This window comes from Mycobacterium sp. TY814 (assembly GCF_030755175.1).
Classification (GTDB): Bacteria; Actinomycetota; Actinomycetes; order Mycobacteriales; family Mycobacteriaceae; genus Mycobacterium.
Window position 1 is genome coordinate 66,468 of the sequence record NZ_JAUFRY010000004.1, and the last position, 23,872, is coordinate 90,339.

At 66.4% G+C, this 23,872-nt stretch carries 22 protein-coding genes; 7 read left to right on the top strand and 15 right to left on the bottom strand.

All coding sequences use genetic code 11. From position 1 onward, the window contains the following. Window position 1 precedes the first annotated feature (1 nt). The 4 genes from QXH22_RS25470 to QXH22_RS25485 are packed head-to-tail and all read left to right on the top strand — an operon-like array spanning window position 2 to window position 4,189. Window positions 2-1,135, top strand: coding sequence for an acyl-CoA dehydrogenase family protein (locus QXH22_RS25470; protein WP_306277401.1), 1,134 nt, complete (start codon window positions 2-4; stop codon window positions 1,133-1,135). After that, a complete protein-coding gene (locus QXH22_RS25475; protein WP_306277403.1) occupies window positions 1,135-2,073 on the top strand; it encodes an acyl-CoA dehydrogenase family protein in 939 nt (312 codons plus the stop codon). The genes QXH22_RS25470 and QXH22_RS25475 overlap by 1 nt, the downstream gene beginning before the upstream one ends. After that, entirely contained in the window at window positions 2,070-3,026 is a 957-nt protein-coding gene (locus QXH22_RS25480) for an acyl-CoA dehydrogenase family protein (RefSeq protein ID WP_306277404.1), read from the top strand. The genes QXH22_RS25475 and QXH22_RS25480 overlap by 4 nt, the downstream gene beginning before the upstream one ends. Next, window positions 3,023-4,189 (top strand): pyridoxal phosphate-dependent aminotransferase, encoded by a 1,167-nt coding sequence (locus QXH22_RS25485; RefSeq protein WP_306277405.1) that lies wholly within the window; start codon window positions 3,023-3,025, stop codon window positions 4,187-4,189. The genes QXH22_RS25480 and QXH22_RS25485 overlap by 4 nt, the downstream gene beginning before the upstream one ends. On the opposite strand, the gene QXH22_RS25490 is transcribed toward QXH22_RS25485, so the two are convergent. Continuing rightward, entirely contained in the window at window positions 4,154-4,996 is an 843-nt protein-coding gene (locus tag QXH22_RS25490; protein WP_306277406.1) for an arylamine N-acetyltransferase, read from the bottom strand. The two genes, QXH22_RS25485 and QXH22_RS25490, sit on opposite strands and share 36 nt — an antisense overlap. A gap of 96 nt (window positions 4,997-5,092) precedes the next feature. Between QXH22_RS25490 and QXH22_RS25495 the strand changes: the two genes are divergently transcribed. Together QXH22_RS25495 and QXH22_RS25500 are read left to right on the top strand one after the other, a co-directional pair. Then, window positions 5,093-8,122 (top strand): serine/threonine-protein kinase, encoded by a 3,030-nt coding sequence (locus tag QXH22_RS25495; RefSeq protein ID WP_306277408.1) that lies wholly within the window; start codon window positions 5,093-5,095, stop codon window positions 8,120-8,122. Between the two features lie 107 nt (window positions 8,123-8,229). After that, window positions 8,230-8,676: a hypothetical protein gene (locus QXH22_RS25500; protein ID WP_306247335.1), complete on the top strand. Its 447-nt coding sequence runs from the start codon at window positions 8,230-8,232 to the stop codon at window positions 8,674-8,676. Window positions 8,677-8,784: 108 nt separating this feature from the next. Here QXH22_RS25500 and QXH22_RS25505 read toward each other — a convergent pair whose 3' ends face one another. From QXH22_RS25505 to QXH22_RS25545, 9 genes are read right to left on the bottom strand one after another with little or no spacing between them, the layout of a single operon-like run. Continuing rightward, window positions 8,785-9,489, bottom strand: coding sequence for a hypothetical protein (locus QXH22_RS25505; RefSeq protein ID WP_306277409.1), 705 nt, complete (start codon window positions 9,487-9,489; stop codon window positions 8,785-8,787). Then, on the bottom strand, window positions 9,486-10,451 hold the full coding sequence (locus QXH22_RS25510) for an MlaD family protein (RefSeq protein ID WP_306247331.1): 966 nt from the start codon (window positions 10,449-10,451) through the stop codon (window positions 9,486-9,488). Before QXH22_RS25510 ends, QXH22_RS25505 begins: the two co-directional genes overlap by 4 nt. Beyond that, window positions 10,448-11,452 carry an MlaD family protein gene (locus tag QXH22_RS25515; protein WP_306247329.1) on the bottom strand — a complete coding sequence of 335 codons (1,005 nt, stop codon included), beginning with the start codon at window positions 11,450-11,452 and terminating at the stop codon, window positions 10,448-10,450. The genes QXH22_RS25510 and QXH22_RS25515 overlap by 4 nt, the downstream gene beginning before the upstream one ends. Continuing rightward, a complete protein-coding gene (locus QXH22_RS25520) occupies window positions 11,449-12,573 on the bottom strand; it encodes an MlaD family protein (RefSeq protein WP_306247327.1) in 1,125 nt (374 codons plus the stop codon). The genes QXH22_RS25515 and QXH22_RS25520 overlap by 4 nt, the downstream gene beginning before the upstream one ends. A 1-nt stretch (window position 12,574) precedes the next feature. After that, window positions 12,575-13,531, bottom strand: coding sequence for an MlaD family protein (locus QXH22_RS25525; RefSeq protein WP_306277410.1), 957 nt, complete (start codon window positions 13,529-13,531; stop codon window positions 12,575-12,577). Window positions 13,532-13,575: 44 nt separating this feature from the next. After that, entirely contained in the window at window positions 13,576-14,592 is a 1,017-nt protein-coding gene (locus tag QXH22_RS25530) for an MlaD family protein (protein WP_306247324.1), read from the bottom strand. Further along, window positions 14,589-15,581, bottom strand: coding sequence for an MlaD family protein (locus QXH22_RS25535; protein ID WP_306277411.1), 993 nt, complete (start codon window positions 15,579-15,581; stop codon window positions 14,589-14,591). Before QXH22_RS25535 ends, QXH22_RS25530 begins: the two co-directional genes overlap by 4 nt. A 3-nt stretch (window positions 15,582-15,584) precedes the next feature. After that, window positions 15,585-16,457: an MlaE family ABC transporter permease gene (locus QXH22_RS25540; RefSeq protein ID WP_371934332.1), complete on the bottom strand. Its 873-nt coding sequence runs from the start codon at window positions 16,455-16,457 to the stop codon at window positions 15,585-15,587. Window positions 16,458-16,468: 11 nt separating this feature from the next. Next, window positions 16,469-17,353 carry an MlaE family ABC transporter permease gene (locus QXH22_RS25545; protein ID WP_371934316.1) on the bottom strand — a complete coding sequence of 295 codons (885 nt, stop codon included), beginning with the start codon at window positions 17,351-17,353 and terminating at the stop codon, window positions 16,469-16,471. 378 nt (window positions 17,354-17,731) lie between these two features. Here QXH22_RS25545 and QXH22_RS25550 point away from each other — a divergent pair, with 378 nt between their 5' ends. Beyond that, window positions 17,732-19,474 (top strand): GMC oxidoreductase, encoded by a 1,743-nt coding sequence (locus QXH22_RS25550; protein WP_306277412.1) that lies wholly within the window; start codon window positions 17,732-17,734, stop codon window positions 19,472-19,474. A 68-nt stretch (window positions 19,475-19,542) separates the two neighbouring features. On the opposite strand, the gene QXH22_RS25555 is transcribed toward QXH22_RS25550, so the two are convergent. From QXH22_RS25555 to hsaA, 5 genes are all read right to left on the bottom strand, one after another. Then, complete coding sequence (locus tag QXH22_RS25555) at window positions 19,543-20,151, bottom strand: hypothetical protein (RefSeq protein WP_065163920.1); 609 nt, start codon at window positions 20,149-20,151, stop codon at window positions 19,543-19,545. A gap of 164 nt (window positions 20,152-20,315) precedes the next feature. Then, a complete protein-coding gene (hsaB, locus tag QXH22_RS25560; protein ID WP_306277413.1) occupies window positions 20,316-20,882 on the bottom strand; it encodes a 3-hydroxy-9,10-secoandrosta-1,3,5(10)-triene-9,17-dione monooxygenase reductase subunit in 567 nt (188 codons plus the stop codon). Between the two features lie 9 nt (window positions 20,883-20,891). Beyond that, a complete protein-coding gene (gene hsaC, locus QXH22_RS25565) occupies window positions 20,892-21,794 on the bottom strand; it encodes an iron-dependent extradiol dioxygenase HsaC (RefSeq protein WP_306247315.1) in 903 nt (300 codons plus the stop codon). Further along, the gene (gene hsaD / locus QXH22_RS25570; RefSeq protein WP_306247313.1) at window positions 21,791-22,666 is read right to left on the bottom strand and encodes a 4,5:9,10-diseco-3-hydroxy-5,9,17-trioxoandrosta-1(10),2-diene-4-oate hydrolase; all 876 of its coding nucleotides are present in this window, start codon (window positions 22,664-22,666) and stop codon (window positions 21,791-21,793) included. The genes hsaC and hsaD overlap by 4 nt, the downstream gene beginning before the upstream one ends. Further along, window positions 22,663-23,847 (bottom strand): 3-hydroxy-9,10-secoandrosta-1,3,5(10)-triene-9,17-dione monooxygenase oxygenase subunit, encoded by a 1,185-nt coding sequence (gene hsaA, locus QXH22_RS25575; protein ID WP_306247311.1) that lies wholly within the window; start codon window positions 23,845-23,847, stop codon window positions 22,663-22,665. The genes hsaD and hsaA overlap by 4 nt, the downstream gene beginning before the upstream one ends. Between the last annotated feature and the right edge of the window lie 25 nt (window positions 23,848-23,872).

Here is a 23,872-nt window from a genome sequence, read left to right on the forward strand (position 1 = left end):
ATTGGATCTCACACTGGACGAAGAAACGCTGGCCTTTCAGGCCGAGGTCCGCGAGTTTCTCGCGGCCAACCGCGAGCACATTCCGACGAAGTCCTACGACAACGCCGAAGGCTTTGCCCAGCATCGGGTTTGGGACAAGGTGCTGTTCGACGCCGGCCTGTCGGTGATCAACTGGCCGGAAAAGTACGGCGGTCGCGACGCGCCGCTGTTGCACTGGGTGGTCCTCGAGGAGGAGTACTTTCGCGCCGGAGCACCCGGGCGGGCAAGCGCCAACGGTACTTCCATGTTGGGGCCCACGCTGTTCGCGCACGGCACCGAAGAACAGCTGGACCGGATTCTGCTGAAAATGGCCAGCGGCGAACAGATCTGGGCGCAGGCCTGGTCAGAGCCGGAATCCGGCAGCGATCTGGCATCGCTGCGGTCCACCGCCACCAGGACCGACGGCGGCTGGCTGCTCAACGGGCAGAAGATCTGGAGTTCGCGGGCGCCGTTCGCCGACATGGGCTTCGGGCTGTTCCGCTCGGATCCGTCCGCGCAGCGGCACAACGGGTTGACCTACTTCATGTTCGACCTGAAGGCCGAGGGCGTCACGGTGCGCCCCATCGTCCAGCTCGGCGGCGATACGGGCTTCGGCGAGATCTTCCTCGACGACGTGTTCGTGCCCGACCACGACGTCATCGGCGCTCCCAACGACGGCTGGCGCGCGGCCATGAGCACGTCGAGCAACGAACGCGGCATGTCGCTGCGCAGCCCGGCCCGATTCCTGGCCGCGGCCGAGCGACTGGTGCGGCTGTGGAAAGACAGCGGCTCACCGCCGGAGTTCGCCGAACGCGTGGCCGACGGCTGGATCAAGGCGCAGGCCTACCGCCTGCAGACCTTCGAGACCGTCACCCGTCTGGCCGGCGGCGGCGAGCTGGGGGCCGAATCGTCGGTGACGAAGGTGTTCTGGTCAGACCTCGACGTGGAGTTGCACCAGACTGCACTGGACATTCGCGGCGCCGACGGCGAACTCGCCGGGCCGTGGACCGAAGGACTCCTGTTTGCGCTCGGTGGCCCGATCTACGCCGGCACCAACGAGATTCAGCGCAACATCATCTCGGAACGACTGCTGGGCCTACCCAGGGAGAAGCGCTGATGGATTTCGCGATAGACGAACAACAGCGAGACTTCGCTGCCAGCATCGACGCCGCGCTGGGTGCCGCGGATCTCCCGGCGGCCGTGCGCGCCTGGGCTGCCGGTGACACCGCACCCGGCCGCAAGGTGTGGGAACAACTGGCCAACCTGGGCGTCACCGCGTTGATCGTGCCGGAGCGCTACGACGGTATCGATGCCTCGCCGGTCGATCTGATGGTCGCGATGGAGCGGCTCGGACACTGGTGCGTGCCGGGCCCGGTGACCGAATCCATCGCCGTGGCCCCGATTCTGCTGGCGGACGATCAACGCAGCGCGGAGCTGGCCTCCGGCGACCTGATCGCGACTGTCGCGCTTCGGCCGCACGTGCCGCGTGCCGTCGACGCCGACGGCGCCGGACTGGTGCTGCTGGCGGATCAGGGCAGCGTCAGCGAGTGCACAGCGAACCAGCGACACGACTCGGTGGATCCCAGCCGCCGGATCTACGACGTCGCCGCCTCGGGCGATGCGTGGTCAGCGGATACCGAAAAGGCCTACGAATTGGGCGCGCTGGCCACCGCGGCCCAGTTGATCGGCGCGGCCGGAGCGCTGCTGGCCGGTAGCGTCGACTACGCCAAACAGCGCTCCCAGTTCGGCCGGGTGATCGGCTCGTATCAGGCGATCAAGCACAAGCTCGCGGACGTACATATCGCGGTCGAACTGGCCCGGCCGCTGGTGTATGGCGCGGCGCTGTCGCTGGAACCGCGCGACGTCAGTGCGGCCAAGGTCGCCGCGGGTGAGGCGGGACTGCTGGCGGCACGCTCGGCATTGCAGACCCACGGCGCCATCGGCTTCACCCAGGAGCACGACCTGTCGCTGCTGCTGTTGCGGGTGCAGGCACTGCGATCCGCCTGGGGTACACCGGAATCACATCGACGCCGAGTACTGGAGGCGCTGTCATGACTTCCTCTGAAGAACGGGAGATGCTGCGGGAAACCGTGGCGGCCCTGGTGGCCAAGCACGCAAGCCCGGCTGCGGTGCGCGCGGCGATCGAGTCGGATCGCGGCTATGACGAGTCGCTGTGGCGGCTGCTGTGCGAGCAGGTCGGCGCGGCGGCCCTGGTGGTCCCCGAGGACCTGGGCGGGGCGGGCGGCGAACTCGCCGATGCGGCAACCGTTTTGCAGGAGCTCGGGCGCGCTCTGGTGCCCTCTCCCCTGCTGGGCACCACGTTGGCCGAACTCGCGTTGCTGGCCGGAACCGAACCCGACGCCGAGACGTTGGCAGCGCTCGCCGAGGGCAGCTCCATCGGGGCGCTGGTGCTCGACCCCGATTACGTGGTCAACGGTGACATCGCCGACGTCGTGGTCGCCGCCGACGAGGGACGGCTCACCCGGTGGACCCGGTTCAGCGCGCAACCGCTGGCGAGTATGGACCTCACCCGGCGGCTCGCCAGGCTCGAGCCCGAGGAAACCGAGCCGCTGGGCGACGACCCGGGCCTGGCCGACTTCGCGGCAATCCTGTTGGCCGCCGAGCAGATCGGCGCTGCGGAGCGTTGCCTCGACCTCACCGTCGAGTACGCCAAGAGCCGGGTGCAGTTCGGCCGGCCCATCGGCAGCTTCCAGGCGCTCAAGCACCGGATGGCCGACCTCTACGTCGTGGTCTCCGCCGCCCGCGCCATCGTCGACGAAGCCTGCACCGCGCCCGGCCCCACCAACGCCGCCACCGCACGACTGGCGGCCACCGAAGCGCTCAACACCGTTGCAGCCGAAGCCATCCAGCTGCACGGCGGCATCGCGATCACCTGGGAGCACGACATGCATCTGTATTTCAAACGGGCGCATGGCAGTACCCAATTGCTCGAGTCGCCGCGAGAGCTGCTGGACCGACTAGAATCCGAAGTACTCTCGACACCGTGAACGATCATGTCGCCCAACGGGCCGGCATCCCACCGTTCTATGTGATGGACGTGTGGCTGGCGGCCGCCGAGCGTCAGCGCACCCACGGTGACCTGGTGAACCTGTCGGCCGGCCAACCCAGCGTGGGCGCCCCGGAACCGGTGCGGGCCGCAGCCGCGGCCGCATTGCATCTCAACCAGTTGGGCTACACGGTGGCGCTGGGCATACCGGAGCTGCGGGCGGCGATCGCCGCGGATTACCAGCGCCTGCACGGCATCTCCGTGGAACCCGATGCGGTTGTGATCACCACCGGTTCCTCAGGCGGTTTTCTGCTCGCGTTTCTGGCGTGCTTCGACGTCGGCGATCGCGTCGCGATGGCCAGCCCCGGGTATCCCTGTTACCGAAACATCCTGTCGGCGTTGGGATGTGAGGTGGTGGAGATACCGTGTGGGCCGGAATCGCGGTTTCAGCCCACCGTGCAGCTGCTGGCGGAACTCGATCCCCCCGTCAAGGGTGTCATCGTCGCCAGTCCGGCCAATCCGACCGGCACGGTGATCCCCCCTGAAGAACTGGCCGCGATCGCCTCGTGGTGCGACGACTCGGGGGTGCGGCTGATCAGTGACGAGGTGTACCACGGCCTGGTCTACGACGGTGCGCCGCCGACCAGTTGCGCGTGGCAGACATCGCGAAACGCGGTGATCGTCAACAGCTTTTCCAAATACTTCGCGATGACCGGGTGGCGGCTCGGGTGGCTGATGGTACCGACGGAGCTGCGCCGCGCGGTGGACTGTCTCACCGGGAATTTCACGATCTGTCCGCCGGTGCTGTCGCAGATCGCCGCGGTATCGGCGTTCAGCCCCGAGTCGATCGCGGAGGCCGAGGCCAACCTGCAGCACTACTCCGTCAACCGCTCGATGCTGCTGGACGGTCTGCGCCGGATCGGTGTCGACCGGCTGGCGCCCACCGACGGAGCGTTCTACGTCTACGCCGACGTCTCCGACTTCACCACCGACTCGTTGACGTTCTGCTCGAAGCTGCTGAAGGAAACCGGGGTTGCGATCGCACCGGGCATCGATTTCGACCCGGCACGCGGGAGTTCCTTCGTCCGGCTGTCCTTCGCCGGTCCGACGAGCGATATCGAGGCGGCGCTAAGCCGGATCGGTTCCTGGCTGCCGGGCCAGTAGCGCGTCCACCCGCGCCTGAAGGCCGCCGGGATCGGGTACCTCGATCCCGAACCGCGTGCGCACGGTGTCCACCACCGCGGCCCCTTCCTCCAGCAGGATTTTTTCGCTGCCGTCAGTCCGGTGGATCGTCAGGGTGCGCCCCGCCAGGTTCACGCGGGCATCATCGGTGACTGCGGCCACCATCAGACCGGTCACGAAGTGCGACGACGGGTGCGTGGAGACGTACCAGCTTCCCACCGTCAGATCGATCGGCGGGCGGGTCTGGGTGGTGAACTCGTACAACGCCTGCCACTGGCCGCGGACTTCGGCCTGCAGGACCATCCCGTCGCCGCGGTCTTCGAGCCGGAACCGTTCATGTGCCGTCTGCTGCACGCCGCCGGTTGCCAGGCGCAGCGGCGACGTTGGCGTCTGGCCGCCGAAACCGACATCGACCAGATACGGTCCCGCGCAGCCGGGAAAGCTCACCGCGAGCAGGGTGTGTGTCTGGGCCGGCACCGGCGCGTCCGGCGGACTCATCCACACCACGCGTCCGCCGAGCCGGCGCACCTGAAAGCCGAGTTCGGCCAGCACGTAGCCCATCAGGCCGTTCTGCTCGTAGCAGTAACCGCCGCGGCGCCGGTGAACGAGCTTGTCGGTCAACGCATCTGCGCTCAGATCGTCGACCGGCACGCCCATGAAGGGGTCGAGGTTCTCGAACGGGATGGTGCGGGTGTGGGCGGTGACCAGCGCCTGCAGCACGTCGAAAGTCGGCTCGGCCGCACCCTCGTAGCCGACCCGGTCGAAGTATGCGCTCACATCCACTGCCATGAAGCCATTCTGGCCTGAACCGCGACCACGCAGGTTCAGGTTCGCTACTGTTGACCTCGCGAAACAACCATCGCGCGGAGGGGAAGCGTCGAATACATGCCTGAAGAAACCGACGGCGCGCCAGTTTCAGGCGGCCTCGCCGACGAGCTGACCGCCGCTGGCTTCGAGGACGCACGGCAGGTGGGCCGCGGCGGCGCAGGCGTGATCTACCGCTGCTACGAGACGGCCCTCGGGCGACACGTCGCGGTCAAGGTCCTGCCGTCGCACTTCGACCAGGAGAGCAGGGAGCGGTTTCTGCGCGAGGGTTACGCGATGGGCGGGCTCTCCGGACATCCGAACATCGTGCACATCCTGCGGGTCGGGATGACAGTGAGCAATCGGCCATACATCGTGATGCCCTATCACGCCGCTGATTCCCTCGCGGTCCGGCTGCGTCAGGAGGGGCCGGTGCCCTGGCCGGAGGCGCTGCGCATCGGGGTGAAGCTCTGCGGGGCACTGGAAACCGCACACCGCAACGGCACCCTGCACCGCGACATCAAGCCCGCGAACGTACTGATCAACGATTACGGCGAGCCCCAGCTCAGCGACTTCGGCATCGCCCACATCGAAGGCGGATACGAGACGGCGACCGGGTTCTTCTCCGGCACCATCGACTACACCGCCCCGGAAGTCATGACCGGCAATCCGGCCACGGTGGCCGCGGACATCTACTCGCTGGGCGCCACCATCTATGCGCTGATCGCCGGCAACGCCGCGCACGAACGCCGCAAAGGCGAGGACCTGATTGCGCAGTACCTGCGGATCAGCTCCACCGGCATCCCGGACATGCGGCCCGACGGTATCCCCGATGCGGTGTGCTCAGCGATCGAGCACGCGATGTCGGTGGACCCGGAGCAGCGGCCGGCATCGGCGGAAGCCTTCGGACGGGAACTGCAGGCCGCCCAGCGCGCCAGCGGGTTGAAGCCCGACTCGATGGCGATCACCAGCGTGGGGGACAACACCGGGCGCACGTCAGTCGCGGCGCCGGGTGTCTCGGTCACTCCCCCGGCGGCCACGGGAATGACGCGGGAGATCCCGCCCCCGGGACGGGACGAAGGCCCCACGTCCGCGATCAGCCGGTCGATCCCCCCGCCGGCTTCGGATCCCGCCATCACGAGCAACCCGGCCGAGGCCGCGCGGATCCTGCGCGACGCGCACGGCACCCACACTCAGGCGATGGTGACGCCGACCCCGACCACACCCCCCACCAAGCCCGCCAACCGCAAGAATCTGCTGCTGATCGGCGCGGCGGTGCTGGTGGTGCTGCTGTTGGTCGCCGGCGGCGTCTTCCTCGCGGTGTCGGGCGACGACAAGAAGACCAGCGCCTCGAGCCAGTCGCGGACCCAGGCACCGGTCCAGTGGAAGGCGATCACCAATGCGCGCATCGCGCGCGACGCAGCGGCGACCACGCAATCGGACGGCACCATATGGATTTTCGGCGGCGTCGGCAGCGACGGCAACGTCACCGGACGTCACGAAGGGTACGACCCGGCCATCGACGAATGGAAGGGCGGCGACGACCTGCCCGCTCCCGTTCAGCGCGCCATGGCGGTGACCTGGCAGGGCAACCCGGTCGTGCTCGGCGGCTGGAAGACGACCGGCGCCAAACCCGTTGTCACTGACCAGGTTTGGCGAGTGGTGAACAGCCATTGGGTCGAGCTGCCGCACCTGCTACAACCCCGCGCAGCCGCGGCCGCGGCGGTAATCGGCGACCGGATCGTCGTCACCGGCGGAGTGGACGCCAGTGGCGCGCTGCTGAACACGACCGAGGTCTTCGACGGCAATTCCTGGACGCTGGGCGCTCCGCTGCCTACGCCGCGCCAGATGCTTGCCGCCGCCACCAACGGCAAGCTGATGTACGTGGTCGGCGGCTCCAGCGGGAGCACCGACTCGGCCGCCGTCGAGGCCTACGACCCGGACGCGAAGACATGGTCGACGTTGCCGCCGCTGCCGCGGCCGCGCAGCGATCTCGGTGTCGCGATCGCCGACGGACGATTGGTGGCGGTCGGTGGTCTGTCCGGGGGCGAGGTCCTCAAAAGTGTGTCGGTGTTCGACTTGATGGCCAAGACCTGGGACGGGTTGCCGGACATGGCGACCGCGCGGCACGGAATGGCGGTCGCCGCCGTGGAGAAGACGGTGTATGCGATCGGCGGCGCCACCGGGCCGGGCGATCAGCAGGTGGTGTCCGCGGCCGAGGCGCTCACCCTGCCGGCACGCAAGACACAGCCCGCCGCGCAATGGCGCACGCTGCCGGACGCGAAGAGTCCGCGGCTGATGATGGCGTGGACGGTGCAGGGCGACAAGATCTGGCTGATCAGCGGCTTGTACAACGGATCGGTTCTGACCACGGTCGAAAGTTATGACCCGCGCAGCGGGGTCTGGGAGACCGGCCCACCCCTGCCCATCCCGCTGCACCACGCGGCGGCGGCCACGTACCGCAACGAGGTCGTGGTGCTCGGCGGTGCGAGCGACAATATCGCCGATGCCTCCAACAGGGTCTTCGCGTTGCGGGGCGGTAGCTGGGTCGAGTTGCCGAGCCTGACCCACGCCCGGGCCGCACCGGCGGCCGCGGTGGTCGGCGACAAGCTCGTGGTCGTGGGCGGACAGAACGCCAAGCAACTGGTGCAGCAGACCGAGGTGTTCGACGGCACGTCGTGGAAGGACGCGGCCAAGATGCCGACCCCGCGCGAGCACCTCGCGGCGGTATCCGACGGCACCTACGTCTACACCGTGGGCGGCCGGTTCCTGTCGGCCGACAAGAACTCGGCCGCGTTCGAGCGGTACGACCCGCAAGCGGACGCCTGGACGAAATTGGTCGACATGCCGACTCCGCGCGGAAGTTACGGCGCCACGTTCATCGACGGCCGCGTGGTCGCGGTCGGCGGTGAGGAGCCGACACAGGTGCTGGCCGTGGTGGAGGCGTACGACATCGCCGACGGCAAATGGTCGACGTTGCCGCCGATGCCGACGGCGCGCCACGGCGAGGCGGTGGCGACCGTCGGCCACACGATCTACGTGATCGGCGGGGCCAACCGGCCGTCACATGAGGGCGGCACGGCGACGGTGGAGGCCCTGGACTTCATGTAGCACTGCTCAGGGCTTGTTTTATTTCTGTGGAATATGGGGATCCGCTCCAGACGGCCCTCCGGACGGCCACGGCACAACAGCAAACCGCCCTAGCAATGGAGCTCACCATGAGTACCAGCAATATCGTCCTGATCGTGGTTGCCGCACTGGTGATCATCGCGGTGATCGTCGCACTGATCGTCGTGTCCACCAAGGCAAAACGGCGTCGCCAGATCCAGCAGGCCGAGGAGATCCGCGAACAGGCCAGAGTGGAGTCTGCCCGCGTCGAGCGTAGGGAAGCGCTGGCCGAGGAAACGGCGGCGCGGGCCCGCGCCGCGCAGGCCGAGGCGGAGGCGAAGGCCGCCGAAGCAAAACGTCTGCAGGACCGCGCGGCCGCCCATCAGAGTGAGGCCGCGACGTCGCGCGAGCAGCTCGATGAGCAGTGGAAGCGCGCCGACACCATCGACCCGAACACCCGGCTCGAGCGCGCCGAACAGTCCCAGGCCCAGGACGCGGTCGTCACCCGCGAAGGTTCCTACGACGACACCGACCATTACCGCGGGGCGCGCACCTAGCCTCTCCGGCACCGGGCCGTCAGCCGGAACGGGAGTTCTCCGCAGCTCCCGTTCCGGCTGGCGGCCCGAAAGTTGTTGTACCGGGTGCGCCCTGGTGGATCCGCCCCCTTAGCGCCCCGGCGGCGGCCCGGGGTTCAGGGGGCCGATCGGGTCAGCGCCGGCGTGACTGCCCGTCTTCGGCCCGATGTCGGAGACCTGCCAATGGTCGCCCACTTTGTTGACGGTGACCTGCAACAAGATCACCGATACCCGCGACTTCGGGTTCTGCAGGTTGCGGGTCGTCTGTGCGGCCGACACCACCACCTGATACACCTGCCCGGGCTGGGCTACCGCGTCGGTGGCGAGCACTTCACCCGTCGAGGTGACCTGCGCCTGCGTCATGATGCCCTTGAGCAGATCGGTGGCGTTGACGTACTTGTCCTTCAGCGTCTGTGACACACCGTCTTCCACCGAACGGAAGAAGGCGTCGGGGTCCTCGAAGGTGTAGGTCAGCGACTTCAGCGCGTAATCCTTGGCAAGCTTGGCCGCGGCGTCGCGGTCGGAGTCGGCCTGACGCACGGCGGCCAGTTCACCGGCCACGGTCCGGTACTTGTCGAATCCGAACCAGCCACCCGCGAGAGCCGCGATCACAGCCAGCGCGAGCACCCAGAACCGCCTGGTGCGCAACCGGTTCGGTGGATCAGACTCAGCGGCCCCGGTGTCCTGGCTGGCCCCGGTGTCCTCGGTGGCCTCGGTGTCCTGGCTGGCCTCGGTGGCCTTCGTGGCCTCCGTGGTCTCCGTGGTCTCGTCTTCGTCGATCAACGTGTTGCTCATCGGTTTCCTTCCGGGACGCTCACCTGCACGCGGACTCCGCCTGCATCGCTAAAAGTCGACTCCCACACGTCGACGAAGTGCCCCGCATCGACCTTGAAGCCCCGTAACGGTGCGGTCGCCGGTTCCAAAGCCGCCGCAAAGGTACTCAGCGGCCCCGACAACATGTCGAGATATTGCTTGAGGTTGGCGACCAGGGTGGGAACGGGGGCGCCGGGGGCGAACACGCCGTCGGCGCTGTGGGCATACGTGTCGACCTCGCGAGTCAGCTTGGCCAGCGCCAAGATTGAGCTCGGCAGCAGTCTGCCGCTGCGACTGAGCACGCCACCGACGTCCTGGTCGCTGATGTCGGTGGTCAGTGTGGCCAGGTTGCCGAAGAGCGTGGCGAGTATCTGCTTGTTGTCGCGTTCGATCTTGGCTGCCCCGGCCGCGGTGGTGGCCAGTGAGTCGATGGCGGCGTCGTTGCCGGCGAACACCTGCGAAACCGTGCCGACGATATTGTTGACGTGCGTCGGGTTGAGCACCGAGAGCAGCGCATTGGCCTTGTTGAGCAGGTCGCTCACCGTGACCGCGGAAGCCACCCGTTCGGCGGGGATCACGGTGCCGTCGCTGAAATAGGGCGGGGCAAGGTGTTTCGGGGTGAAGTCGATGTACTGCTCGCCGACCAGCGACAGGTTCTGGATGCTGATCGCGCTGTCGGCGGGAATCGGATGCCCCTGGTCGAGGTCGATCGACACCTTCAATCCACTTGCGGTGGTGCGGATCCCGGTCACTTTGCCAACCCGGATGCCGCGCATCGTCACCTGCGAGGTCGGCATCAACCCACCGGAATTGTCGAGCAGCAGCGTCAGCCGGGTGCGCTGGGCGGTCGGCTCCGCCTTGAGCACTCCGAATGTCAGATATCCCGCGCCCAGCAGCGTCGCGACCGCGAGAATCACCACGGTGACGGCGGCATTGAATTTCATGGCAGCATCCCCATCGTCCGCATTGCGGCTATCGCCTCGTCCGCCCTCGCACCGGGGCTGACCGACACGCTCAGTCGCGGACCACCGTTGCTGTAGAACGGGATCAGCTTGTCGCGGATCAGCGCGACCATCTTGTCGGCCATCGCCGGCAGCGACGTGTCGGCCGACGCGATCGTCCGTACCGTCGGCGTGATGTAGGACAGCATCTGCAGGAAGTCGGGTGTGTTCGGTACCAGCAACTCGCCGCCGTAGCGGCCCAGATCCTGCGCGCACACCAGCAGTTGGACGATGCTCGGCAGCACCGCCGACATCGCCCGCAGACGCACCGGCCCCTCGTTGATCAAGCGGTCGAAAGCACCGGTTTCGGCCAGCAGGTCATTGCTGACACGCTCTGTGCTGCCCAGGATTTCGTCGATCTTGTCCTCGTTGGCGGCCAGGTCGCGCAGCATTCCGGACAGCTTCTGACGCATCCGGTCCAGCTCGGCCGGATCCTTGGAAAATGCTTTGTTGAAGTTGACGACTGATTCTTCCAACGTGTTCAGCGACCCGCCCGACACCAGAGTCGACACCGAGCGCAGGATGTCCTCGACGTTGTCGGACGGCACGGTGTTGCGCAGCGGTATGGTGTCGCCGTTATGCAGGTGACCTGGCGCCGGGGTCTCAGCCGGCAACAACGCGATGTAGATGTCCCCCAACACTGTCGCCTGCCGCAACTCCGCCCGCGTGTTCTGGGGCAGTTTGACGCTGTTGTCGACGTCGACGTAGGCGACCGCCGTGCTGCCTACCAATTGGACGCGGTCCAGCACACCCACCTGGACACCACCGAGGTCCACTTTGGCGCGCGCCGGAAGATTCAGCACACTCGAGAATTCGATCTTGACGGTGTACTTACCGGCCGGCACGTACGCTCCGGGCACCGGTAGCCGGGCCGGATCGAGCGAACAACCCGAGAGCAGGCACGCCAGCGCCAGCGACAACGCGGCAAGCCAACGCCTGGTCATGACGCCGCCCCGAGCAGGAGGTCGGTCATCCCCAGGGTGACCGAATCAGAGTTCGCACCGGGTGCGCACGCGTCCTCGGCGCCCGGCACATTGCGCTGCCGCAGCACGCTGCAGATCGTGCTGGCCTGCGACGGCGACATCGCCACCTGCGGTGGTAGGTAGGTGACACGGTGCGATCCCCAGGCCGGCTGATACTGCGACGCAACCCAATTGGTGACCGGCGGCAACGCGTTGATGAAACCCACGATCTGGGGGGTGTATGCGGTCAGGACATCCCTGAGCCACGGGATCAGCTTGTCGCCGATGTTGTTGTACGCCCTGGGCCCGAACCGGTTCAGCGCGTCGACCAGCAAGGGTAAGGAGTGCGCGAGATGCGCGAGCGCCGAACCGAACCCGTTGGACAGGCCCTCGATCATGCGCAGGCTCTCCGGCAGGGTCTGCAACACGGTGGTGAAGGTATCCCAGTGCGCGAGCAGGTCGGAGGTCAAAACCTCGCTGTTGGACAGCAGTTGCCGGTACTCGGCATCGGCATGGTCGGGGTCCCCCACCAGGGCGACGAGATTGCGCAACGTCTGGTTGGTCTGTGGGCCGGTGCCCTCCAGCGAACGGCTCAATGCCGCCAGGCTCTGATTGATCGCTTGGGCACCAGGCGCTTTCGCCGGATCCGGCCCATCTCCCAGGATGGTGCCCGCGAGTTTGTCGACGGCGGAGAAGGTTTGACTGACGCTGATCGGCGTCTTGGTGGATTCCAGCCTGATGCACTGGGCACCAGAAAACTTCGGGCCACCGGCGTAGGGCTTGGTGAGCTCGACGTGCCGGTCGGCGACAATCGACTGCGAGTAGGTGAGCGCCCCCACATCGGCCGGCAATTCGAGATCACCCGGCACGGTGAAGTCCACCTGGACGTAGTCGGGCTTGTTGGCGATCGCTGTCACCGAACCCACGTCGATGCCCAGCAACTGCACCTTGTTACCGGGGTAAAGCCCTACCGCATCGCTGAATTCGGCGCACAGCGCCCTCGTTTCCGGCGCCATCGCTTTGGCACCGGTGACCGCGGCGGCCACGATCCCGACGACCACGGCGAACAAGGCGGCACCGATCCAGGTGGATTTCTTGTTCATGTCAGCACTGCTTCACCATGTTGGGCAGACAGACCGGGGCCTGCACCACCCGGTTGCTCTGGTCTACGACGACGCCGTGTCCCTGCAGCATCGGCAGCATCACATTGACGATCTGGGAAAGGCCCTCGCTGGCCTTGCCGACCCGCTCCGGGTGCGCCACCAGTGCGGTGATGATGTCGTCGATGCCGTTGATCGACGGCGCCAGCTCGCGGTTGTAGAACACCATGACCCGGTCGATGATGCGGGTCAACTCGCCGAGGAGCGTGAAGAATTCGACGATGTCGACCGACTTGGTGGTGTAGCGCTGCCCGACCAATGCGAACTGCTCGATCAGGGCGGTGAGTTGCTCACGTCCCGAAGCGAAGGCGCTCGCCGCATCGTTGACGAAATCCAGTCCACGGTGGAAATCACCACTCATTTTGCTCAAGGATCCGGTCAACTCATTGGCAGACTGCAGGATCTCGCGCAGCGCATCGGGGTACTTGTTGGTCGCGTTGGCGAGTTCGGTGAACGTGTCATGGATGACCTGTCCGTTGACATCCCGCAGAAACGGGGTCACGGCCTGGATGATGTCGTTGCCCTCGAACGGCGTCTTGACCCGCTGCGGCGGAATGACGTTGTGGCCCAATGGCGTACTGCCCTGGGGATCGAGGGCCAGGTAATGACCGCCCAGTGGCGTCAACAACCGGATGTCCAGTGTCGAATCGCGTCCGACCGCCACCGAGCGATCGACGTCGAATGTCATCTCCACCAGCGTCCGGTTCAACCGGACCGCGGTCACCTTACCCACCGGGACACCGGCGATACGGACCTCATCACCGACGCGCACCCCGCCCGACGTCCCCGCGTGCGCCGTGTAGCCGGCCTGCCCTGCCGGATTGACGTACGCCAGCCCGGTGGTGACCAGGGCAACCACGATCGCGAACACACCCACGATGCCCAGCCGGCGGTTGCGCACAGCTTCACCGCGATCGTCGAGAACCCGGCGTCTACGGATGCCTATCATCGGCACACCACCAGATCCTGTTGCGCGAAGGACACTTCGCCGATGCCCGGCAGCCGCACCTCGCCGTTGGAACAGGCGAACGCTGGGCGCTCGTCGTCGACCAGGGAGTCGCGCAGCCCCTGAATGAGCGTGGGGGTCAGGGACAGCCCGGCGATCACGGTGGGTGTCTGCGGGAATAGTCGGGTAGCCAATCCGTACAGCGGCGACGTCGACCCGTCGAAACCGCGTTCAGCGGTCTGCAAGACCCGGACCAGGCTGCGCAGCATCGGCAACTCGATGTCGATCGAGGTGCGGAACTGCTCAGCCTTGGATGTGAAAGTGGCCAGCGCGCCGTTGAGCGCGTTGATGAGTTCGAACAGCTGCTGCGACTTGCCGCCGAGGTCGTGCGACAGGTCGCTGAGGTTGTGCAGTAGCAGGGTGATGACGGCCTGCCGATTGACGGCGTACTTGGAGATGGCGTCGAGATCACGGAGCACCGGCCCGATTCCGGTGTCGTCGCCCTGGATGAGCCGTAGCAGATTCTCACCGAACTGATTGAGCTGCGCCGCATCCAGCGTCTGGAACACCGGACGGAAACCGTTGAAAAGTTTGGTGATGTCGAACGAAGGTACCGTCTGCCCCACCGGGATGGCTGCGCCGTTGGGCAGTCGCTGCCCGGCCCGTTCAGCTGAGGAGGACGTCTGCACCAACTCCACGTAGCGTTGACCCAGCAGGTTCTGATAACGCACGGCCGCAATGGTGTTGCGGTACAACGGGTGTTCGTTGAGCGCACTGAATTGCACTCGGGCAGTGCGCCCTTCGAGCGTGATCTGCTCCACCTTGCCGACCTGCACTCCGGAGATGCGGACGTCGTTGCCGACGTCCAGGCCGGAGACGTCGGTGAACGTCGCCGAATAGTGCGAGACCGCACCGTTGACCGGACTGCGCAGCGCGGTGAGCAGCAGCACCGCGCACACGGTGGCGACCGCGGTGAACACCGTCAGCCAGAACACCGGCCTGGCCAGCTTCCTCATCGGTGCGGCCCCCCGTCCAGGGAGACTTCAGTACGCAGCCGGACCTGGCCGTCGACCACTGTCAGCGCACCGTCCGCGCGATCGACCAGGCTGGAGAGCCGGTCATAGGCGGGTGCCAGGCTTCCGGCGGCGAACGACGCCGGTATGCCGACATTCATGATCGCGTTGACCAACTGGATGATCCAGGTGTTGTTCTCCCCGGCCAGCCGGCCGACATCGACCAGGAGTTGCCCGGTCTGCCCGAAGACCAGGTTGGTGCGCTCGACACCACCGGGACCCACCAGCGGAGTCAGCCCGTCCACCAGATTGGTGCTCAGCCCGACCAGCGGAATCGCGTCACCCAAGCCGGTCACGAACGATGCCAGCACCGAAAGCGACTGGGCGACAGGCATGGTGTCGGTGTCGGCGATGATCTTCGCCAGATCCGATCCGGCCCTGGCCAGCGGCTCGACGACGTCGGCGTGCCGGCGCAGCACCTCGATGACATGGTCGAATTCGGGGTTATCGAAACTGCGGCTCAGCTTCAGGCCCTGACGCAACAGCCCGGTGATCGATGCTGCCTGCACGTCGGCACTCATCACCAGGGTCTGGTTCGACCGCAGCGCAGGACCGTTGCCGTCGCTGACGAGTTCGACCGCAGCCGTGCCGAACACGTTCGACGAGGTGAATCTGGCTTTGGTATCGGTGGTCAGCGCCGCGGCCTGGTGCGGGTCGAGTACCACCGTCATCCGCTGCCGGTTGTAGCCGACCGACTCCAGCTCCTTCACCGAGCCGATGGCCAGGCCGTGGAACTTGACCTCGGCGCCGGGCGCCAGGCCCTCGCCGATCGTGTTGGCGATCACCGTGAGCTTGAAGGTGTCGTCGTAGGTGCCCTGGGCGGTCTGGTAGAGCACCGTGCCCACCAGGGTCAACACCCCGGCGACCACCAGGCCCCGGATTCTCAGGGTGGCTACGGTCGCGCGTCGCGCGACCAGATCTCGAATCATCATGTGCTACCCCGACAACCGCAGGCCCGGATTGTTGCCCCAGAACACCAACGTCAGCACCATGTCGGCGACGACCACCGAGATCAGGCTGGCCCGGATCGCGCGGCCCGAGGCCTGGCCGACTCCCTCCGGCCCCCCGGCCGCGTAATAGCCCTCGTAGCAATGGATTGCCACGATCAACAGCACGAAGATGGCGGCCTTGACCACCGAGAGCAGCACATCGGACGGTTGGATGAAGGCGTCGAAGTAGTGATAGTAGGTGCCTGACGACTGGTGGTGCACCACATTCACCACCAGTGAGCAGAACACGTAACTCAGCACCAGCGACATCAGGTAGAGCGGGACGATGGTGATGATGCCCGCGATCACGCGGGGAGTCACCACGTAGGGGATCGACGAAATACCCTGCACCTCAAGGGCATCGATTTCCTCGGAGATCCGCATGGAGCCGATCTCGGCGGTCATCCGGGTGCCCGCCTGGGCACCGAATCCGATCGCCGCGATCATCGGAGCCATCTCGCGGGTGTTGGCGTAAGCGGAGATGAAGCCGGTCAGCGGGCCCATGCCGACCATGTCCAGCGCGGCATAGCCCTCGATGCCGACCGAAGCACCGATCGCGGCGCCCATGAACACCAGCACGCCAACCGTCCCGCCGCCGACGATCAAAGATCCGTTGCCCCAGATCATGTCGACGAGGATGGCACCGGTGTGACGCCGGTACCGGGTCACGGTCCGCGGTATCGCGCCAAGCGCCAGGATCAGGAAGCTGGCCTGATGCCCCAACCGCTCGAAAAGCGACAGGCCCCGATAGGCCACGCTCAATGGCACGCGCAGCGCCAGGCCAATCCCGCCCGGGCGGTAACTGGACGGCTTTGCCACATACCCTGCCATCAGCCCACCTTCGTCGGCATCAGCGTGGTGACCAGCTCGGTGATCACCAGGTTGAGCAGGAAGACCGAGACCACACCCAGCACGACGGAGGCGTTCACCGCGTCAGCCACCCCGCGCGGGCCACCCCTGGCCTCCAGCCCGCGCTGGCAGGAGATGAGCGTGACGATCACACCGAAGAGCCAGGTTTTCAGCAGCGCCACCACCAGATCGCCTGTGGTGGCGAATGATCCGAACGACGCGATGTAGCTGCCGGGGGTGCCGGACTGGAAGGCCACATTGATCACGTAGCCGGCCGACAGCCCCATGAAGATGATGAAGACGCACAGGAACGGCGCGACCAGGATCATCGCCGCCAGCCGCGGGGTGACCAGGCGCTGCACCGGGTCGATGCCCATCACGCGCAGCGCGTCGACCTCGTCCCGGATGCTGCGCGCGCCCAAATCGGTGGTGACGGCGGCGCCGGCCGCACCCCCCAGCAGGAGAGCGGCGACGATCGGCGCGGCCTGCCGGATGACGCCGAGGCCGCCGGCCGCTCCGGAGATCGACGTCGCACCGACCTGCTGGATGACGCTGCCCACCTGGACCGCGACGATGACTCCGAACGGGATGGAGATCAGCAGCGCGGGGATCGCGGTGACGCTGACGATGAAGGCGGCCTGGTGCAGCGTGTCCCGCCACGGGTGGCGTAGCCGGAACAGATCCGCGATGAGATAGACCGCGGACTGCACCGACAATTCGAAGAAGCGTCCCAGCGTCTGCAGCGATCCGTCGGCCTTGCGCGCAATTCGGCGCCCACTGCGGACGACCCGCGAAGTGCTGCGTCGAGGCAGGGCGGGCGGGGCGGACGCGACGGACGGAGCTGGTGCCTCGATGACCGGATTCACCGTGCCGTGCCCTCCCGCGCGCCGAGCGCAGCCGCGTAGACAGACGAAAAAGACATGACGGTTCCCCGGGAGCAGATGAAGGGTTGACAGCCAACTGACGTTGTTGGTGGTTTCGCACACTACACAGCGACCGTTATGAAAGCGAGGCCTGAACGTTATTTTCTTCAGACCCTGCAAATGGGGTGTCTACGCGTTTGACAAGGGGCGCTGAATTCAGATGTAAAGTTCATTTACGCGCGGACGATCCGTCGCTCATAAACGGCGGCGCGTCAAGCCTGAAAAGATTTCCGACCAATTTCCGGGGAACCGTGGTATACCGGCCGCCGCGGGTTTAGGCTGCGCTACATTTACCGACCCAAGACATTGGAGGTTGCCGTAATGGTGGCATCGCCCTCCCGAACGGCCGCACAACCCGCCGCATCTCTCGCCTCACCCGCCGATGCACTCCGCGCCGAGTATGACGTGGTGATTCTCGGCTCCGGCTACGGCGGCGCCATCACCGCCGCGCGCCTCGGTGTGGCTAATGCACGGGCCGGGGGGAAACTGCGCATCGCCGTCTTCGAGCGCGGCTCCGAGCATCCGACCGGCACCTTCCCGGAGACCGAGAAAGCTGCGGCAGCCGAACTGCGTTCACCGCTCAACCCGCTGGGACTGATCGAACTCGAACGCTTCAAGACCATCGACGTCATTCACGCGAACGGACTGGGCGGCACCTCGCTCATCAACTTCAACGTGGCGATCGTGCCGGACCGCGAGGTGTTCCTCGCGTCGTGGCCCAAAGAGTTTCAACGGCTGGTGGAGCAGGAGCGCGAGGGGGTCGGCGGGCTCGAGGAGTACTACGGACGGGCGCGGCGCATGCTTGGCGCGGTGCCCTACGCGGAGAACGTGCCGCTGCGTCGCGTCGACGCCTTCACCCAGATCGCCAAGAACGCCGGAGCCCAGCTACAGCTGCTCAACCTCACCGTCAGCACCGAAGACCGGGTCACCAGATACGGGGTGCAACGCAGGCGCTGCCCCAACCACGGCGGTGACGGAACCGGCGACAACACCGGCTCGAAGAACACCCTGATGACCAACTACCTGCCGATGGCGGCGCACTTCGGTGTCGAGCTGTTCGCCGGCATCGAGGCACAGCACGTCGAACCGACCGACGACGGCCGGTGGCGCGTCGTCACCCGTCGCACCGACGGCAAGAACAGCAAGGACACCGCCGTCATCGCCCGGCAGGTGGTGGTGTCCGCGGGAACCATCGGCTCCAACGGGATCATGCTGCGCTCCGGCAAGGCCGGGCTGCAGCTGTCCACCCGGCTTGGCAAGAACTTCAGCGGCAACGGCGACAACTTCGGCATCGCCTACAACACCGACATGCAGACCGACACCCAGACCTGGGCCACCACCGACGGCCCACCACGCTCGCTGCTGGCCTGCGGGCCCAGCATCACCGCCGCGATGCGCTTCGGCGCCGACCAGTCCGACCTGCGCAAAAGGTTCACGGTCCAGGATCTGTCGTTGCCCCGCGCGCTGATCGACAGCTTCCGCTTCGGGCTGATGGGCCTGGCCGCGACCAGCTACCGCGACTATCGCAAGGCCAAGCTCGACCGGTGGCGCCGCGACATCACGTTCAACACCGACGGCGCAATGAACCACTCGCTCGGCTTCCTGATCATGGTGCATGACAACTCCGACGGCGAGCTGGTGCTGCGCAAGAACGGCACCGTGCGGATCGACTGGCCCGGTGCACCGACCGAGCTCGTCTACAAGGACGTGGACGCGGTTATGCGGCCGGCCGTCGAGGCCATCGGCGGCACGTACATCAAGAACCCACGCTGGGACAAGCGGTTCCTGGGCAAGCATCTGATCACCGCGCACCCGATGGGCGGGTGCACCACTGCCGACAACGTCGACGCGGGCGTGGTCGACCATGCCGGTCGGGTGTTCCGGCCGGACGGCGGCACCTACGACGGGCTCTACGTGTGCGACGCGTCGGTGATCCCGCGCGCCATCGGCGTCAACCCGTTCCTGACCATCTCGATGTTCGCCGAGCGGACGGCCGAGTTGATGCGCGAAGAGCTCGGGCTGCCCGGTTATGACCCGTCCCTGGAAGGCGACGACCACGCCTGAGTAACCCGGGCACCAAAAAGCCGGCCGGGGAGATCGTGACCACCGCGGCCGGCTTTTGTCGTTGCCACTCAGGTGCGCAGCGCGAAGAAACCGATCATCTCGTAGTGGTCCCGCGGCAGGCGGAACAGGATCTTGCCCAGATACGTGCCGGGCACCACCTCGACCAGTTCGTCGCGGATGCTGCGGATGATGACGTAAGGGTTTTCCTTCACGTCGGAGTAGTCGATGACCATGACCTGGACGTCCGGATCAAGTTTGCCGGCGTCCTGGTAGGTCTTGAAGTCGAAGGCGAGCTTGCCGTCGGCGGCGTCCTTCATCTTGTATAGCGGCCACAGCAGCTTCGACGGCAGCTTGGCGTTGGAGGTCATCCGGTTGTCGCCGGTGCCGGCGGCCAGATCGAAACGCTTGCCCTGCCACGGCATCCAGAGGCTGGTGACGAAGCGGGCCGCGGCGTCGACGACCTGATTGGTGGTGGTCATCACCAGGATGCCGTCGGTCGGTCCGTCCAGATCTCCCGGCGGGGTGCCCTTGCGGAAGATTGCGTCGAGTTCCGCCTCGGCTCCCGCGCTATCGGACTTCGCTCGTTCTTTGAGGTCGACGATCCATTGCCAGGCCTCCTGCGCCGCCTCCCGCTTTCGGAGGTCGGAGACCCGGGATTCGGTTGCTTCAATCGACATTTCATACCCTTATCTGTAAGCGGAGCGCGATGGCCCAGATGTTAACCCCGTCACAGCGGAATTGGAACAGCTTCAGCAAACTAAATCGCAGCGTTTTGTAGTCGACAAATTCAACCGTCGAATGAAAATTCGGCGCTCGTGTAAAGCCGATTGACAGGCGCCGGCTAAAGCCAGGTGTCGTCCGTGGTCGTGGTCAGAAACGCTTCCAGGTCGTCTCGCCATTGCGCCGGCGTCGTCTTGTCCGGCTCGATTCCGGTATAGGAACCGCGGTAGAACAGCAGCGGGCGCGGCTTGATCTGGGGCGCCTCGGACAGCGAATTCACCGCGCCGAAAACCACGAAGTGGTCACCGCCGTCGTGCACCGACGCCACCGTGCAGTCGATGTAGGCCAGCGACCCGTCGATGATCGGCGATCCGAGTTCCGAAGTGTGCCAATCGATTCCGGCGAACTTGTCGGGCTCTCTGGATCCGAAGCGGGCCGAGACATGCTTTTGCGCCTCGGTGAGCACGTTGACGCAGAACCGTCCGCTGGCCTCGATGGCCTGCCAGGACCGCGACACCTTGGTGGGGCAGAACAACACCAGGGGTGGGTCCAGCGACAGCGCGGCGAACGACTGGCATGCGAAGCCGATCGGCACGTCGTCGTGCACCGTCGTGATGATGGTGATCCCGGTGCAGAACTGACCCAGCACGGTGCGGAATGCGCGCGGGTCAATCGGCGCAGCAGTCATTCCTCGAGGCTAGCCACGCATGCCGACGGTGAAGTCGTGACCCCACAGGCTCACCGCGGTGCTCTCCCGCGCAATCCAGTCGTCGTCCTGGACTTTCCTTCCTTCGCAACCGAATTCGACGTCGAAGCCGCCCGGTGTCTTCATGTAGAAGGACAGCATCAGGTCGTTGACGTGCCGGCCCAGAGTGGCCGACATCGGCACCTTGCGGCGCAGCGCGCGGTCCAGGCACAGCCCCACGTCGTCGGAGTTCTCCACTTCGACCATCAGGTGCACGATGCCCGACGGCGTCGGCATCGGCAGGAAGGCCAGCGAGTGGTGCCGGGGGTTGCAGCCGAAGAAGCGCAGCCAGGCCGGCGCTCCGTCGGCGGGCCGGCCGACCACCTGCGGTGGCATCCGCATCGAGTCGCGCAGCCTGAAGCCCAGCACGTCCCGGTAGAAGTGCAGCGCCTCGGCGTCGTCGCGGGTGGTCAGCACGACGTGACCCAGGCCCTGCTCCTCGGTGACGAACTTATGCCCGTAGGGGCTGACCACGCGACGGTGTTCCAGGGCGGCGCCGTGGAAGACGGCCAGTGGGTTGCCGGACGGGTCGTTGAACAGAATCAATTCGTCCACCCGCCGTTCGGCGAGTTCGGCGGCGGTGGCTTCCTTGTAAGGGGTGCCCTCCACCTCCAGCCGCTTCCGGATCTCTTGCAGGCCTTCGGCATTGGCGCATTCCCAGCCGGCTTCGGCCAGTCGGTCCTGCTCGCCCGGGACGATCACCAGCCGGGCCGGAAAGTCGTCCATGCGAAGGTAGAGCGCCCCCTCGACCGTCCCCTTGCCTTCGACCATGCCGAGCACCTTCAGGCCGTAGTCGCGCCAGGCGGCCATGTCGGTGGCCTCGATGCGCAGATAGCCCAGTGACCGGATGCTCATCTCGCACCTCCTAAGAAATCGATGGTCAGCTTGTTGAACTCGTCGAACTTCTCCACCTGAGCCCAGTGCCCGCACTGCCCGAACACGTGCAACTGCGCCCGCGGAATCGTTTTCAGCGCGACCAGGGCCCCGTCCAGCGGGTTGACCCGGTCTTCGCGACCCCAGATCAGCAGCACCGGCTGGCGCAGCTTGTACACCTCGCGCCACATCATGCCGAGCTCGAAGTCCGCGCCGGAGAACGACATTCCCATCGCCCGGGTCGCCTGCAGCGACTCCGGCGTGCTGGCCAGCTCGAAGCGCTGGTCAATCAGCTCGGGGGTGATCAGCTTCTGGTCGTACACCATGACCCGCAGGAACGCCTCGAGGTTGTCCCGGGTGGGCTCCATGGAGAACTTGCCCAGCCGCTTGACCCCCTCGGTGGGGTCGGGTGCGAACAGGTTGACACTCAGACCACCGGGGCCCATCAGGACCAGCTTGCCGGCCCGGTCCGGGTAGTCCAGCGCGAACCGCACCGCGGTGCCGCCGCCGAGTGAATTACCCACCAGCGGAACGCGTCCCAGCTCCAGCTGGTCGAAGAGGCCCTTGAGGGCGCGGGCCGCGTAGCGATTGAACTGCCCGTGCTCAGCCCGCTTGTCGGAGTGCCCGTAGCCCGGCTGGTCGACCGCCAGCACGTGGAACCGCTCGGCGAGCACCGCGATGTTGCGGGAGAAGTTCGACCAGCTCGACGCGCCCGGACCGCCGCCGTGCAGCAGCACCACCGCCTGGTCGTTACCGACGCCGGCTTCGTGATAGTGCAGCTTCAGCGGCCCGTCGACGTCGACTTCCGCAGTGCGCGAAGTGGATTCGAACGTGACTTCTGCGGTGGCGGTCATACCATCGTGTCGCCGGGCGGCAGCCCGAACTCGTTGTTCCCGAAGATTACGTAGGCCCGCTCGGGGTCGTTGGCGGCGTGCACCCGGCCGGCGTGCGCGTCACGCCAGAAGCGTTGCACCGGTGCGTCACTGGCAAGGGCGGTGGCACCGGAGGCCTCGAACAGCCGATCGATCGAGGCGATCGCGCGCCCGGTGGCGCGCACCTGGTCGCGCCGGGCGCGGGCACGCAGTTCGAACGGGATCTCCCTGCCGGCCTGCAAGAGCTCGAACTCTTCGGCGACGTTGCCGCGCAACTGACGCCATGCGGCGTCGATGTCACTGGCCGCCTCGGCGATGCGCACCTTGGCGAACGGGTCGTCCTTGGCCTTCTCGCCGGCGAACGCCGCACGCACCCGCTTGCCCTGGTGCTCGACGTGCGCCTCGTAGGCCCCGTAGGCCATGCCCACGATCGGTGCCGAAATGGTGGTGGGGTGCATTGTGCCCCAAGGCATTCTGTAGACCGGCGCGGTATTGGTCTGGTAACCACCGGCGGTGCCGTCGTTCATCGCCTTGTACGACAGGAAGCGGTGCCGGGGCACGAAGACATCCTTGACGACCACGGTGTTGCTGCCGGTGCCCTTCAGACCGACGACGTGCCACACGTCGTCGATGCGGTACTCGGAGCGGGGGATCAGGAAGCTGCCGAAGTCGACAGGGCGTCCGTCCTTGATCACCGGTCCGCCGAGGAAGGCCCAGGTGGCGTGGTCACAGCCGGAGGACCAGTTCCACGCCCCGTTGACCAGGTAGCCGCCGTCGACGACCACTCCGGCGCCCATCGGCGCATAAGACGACGAGATGCGCGTCCGGGAGTCGTCGCCCCAGACCTCTTCCTGGGCCTGCTGGTCGAACAGCGCCATGTGCCAGTTGTGCACCCCGAGGATCGAGCTGACCCAGCCGGTGGACCCGCAGGCGCTGGCCAGCCGGCGCACGGCCTCGAAGAACAGTGCGGGTTCGCACTGCAGGCCGCCCCACTGCTCGGGCTGCAGCAGGGTGAAGAAACCGACCTCGTCCAGTTCCTGCACCGTCTCGTCCAGCAGGCGGCGCCGATCTTCGGTGGCCTGAGCGCGCTCCCGGATCCGCGGCAGCAGATCATCGATGGCAGCTAGGACCGTCTGCGCATCACGCTGTTGAATAGTGGTCACTGACGTATGCCTCCTGGGAGTGCCG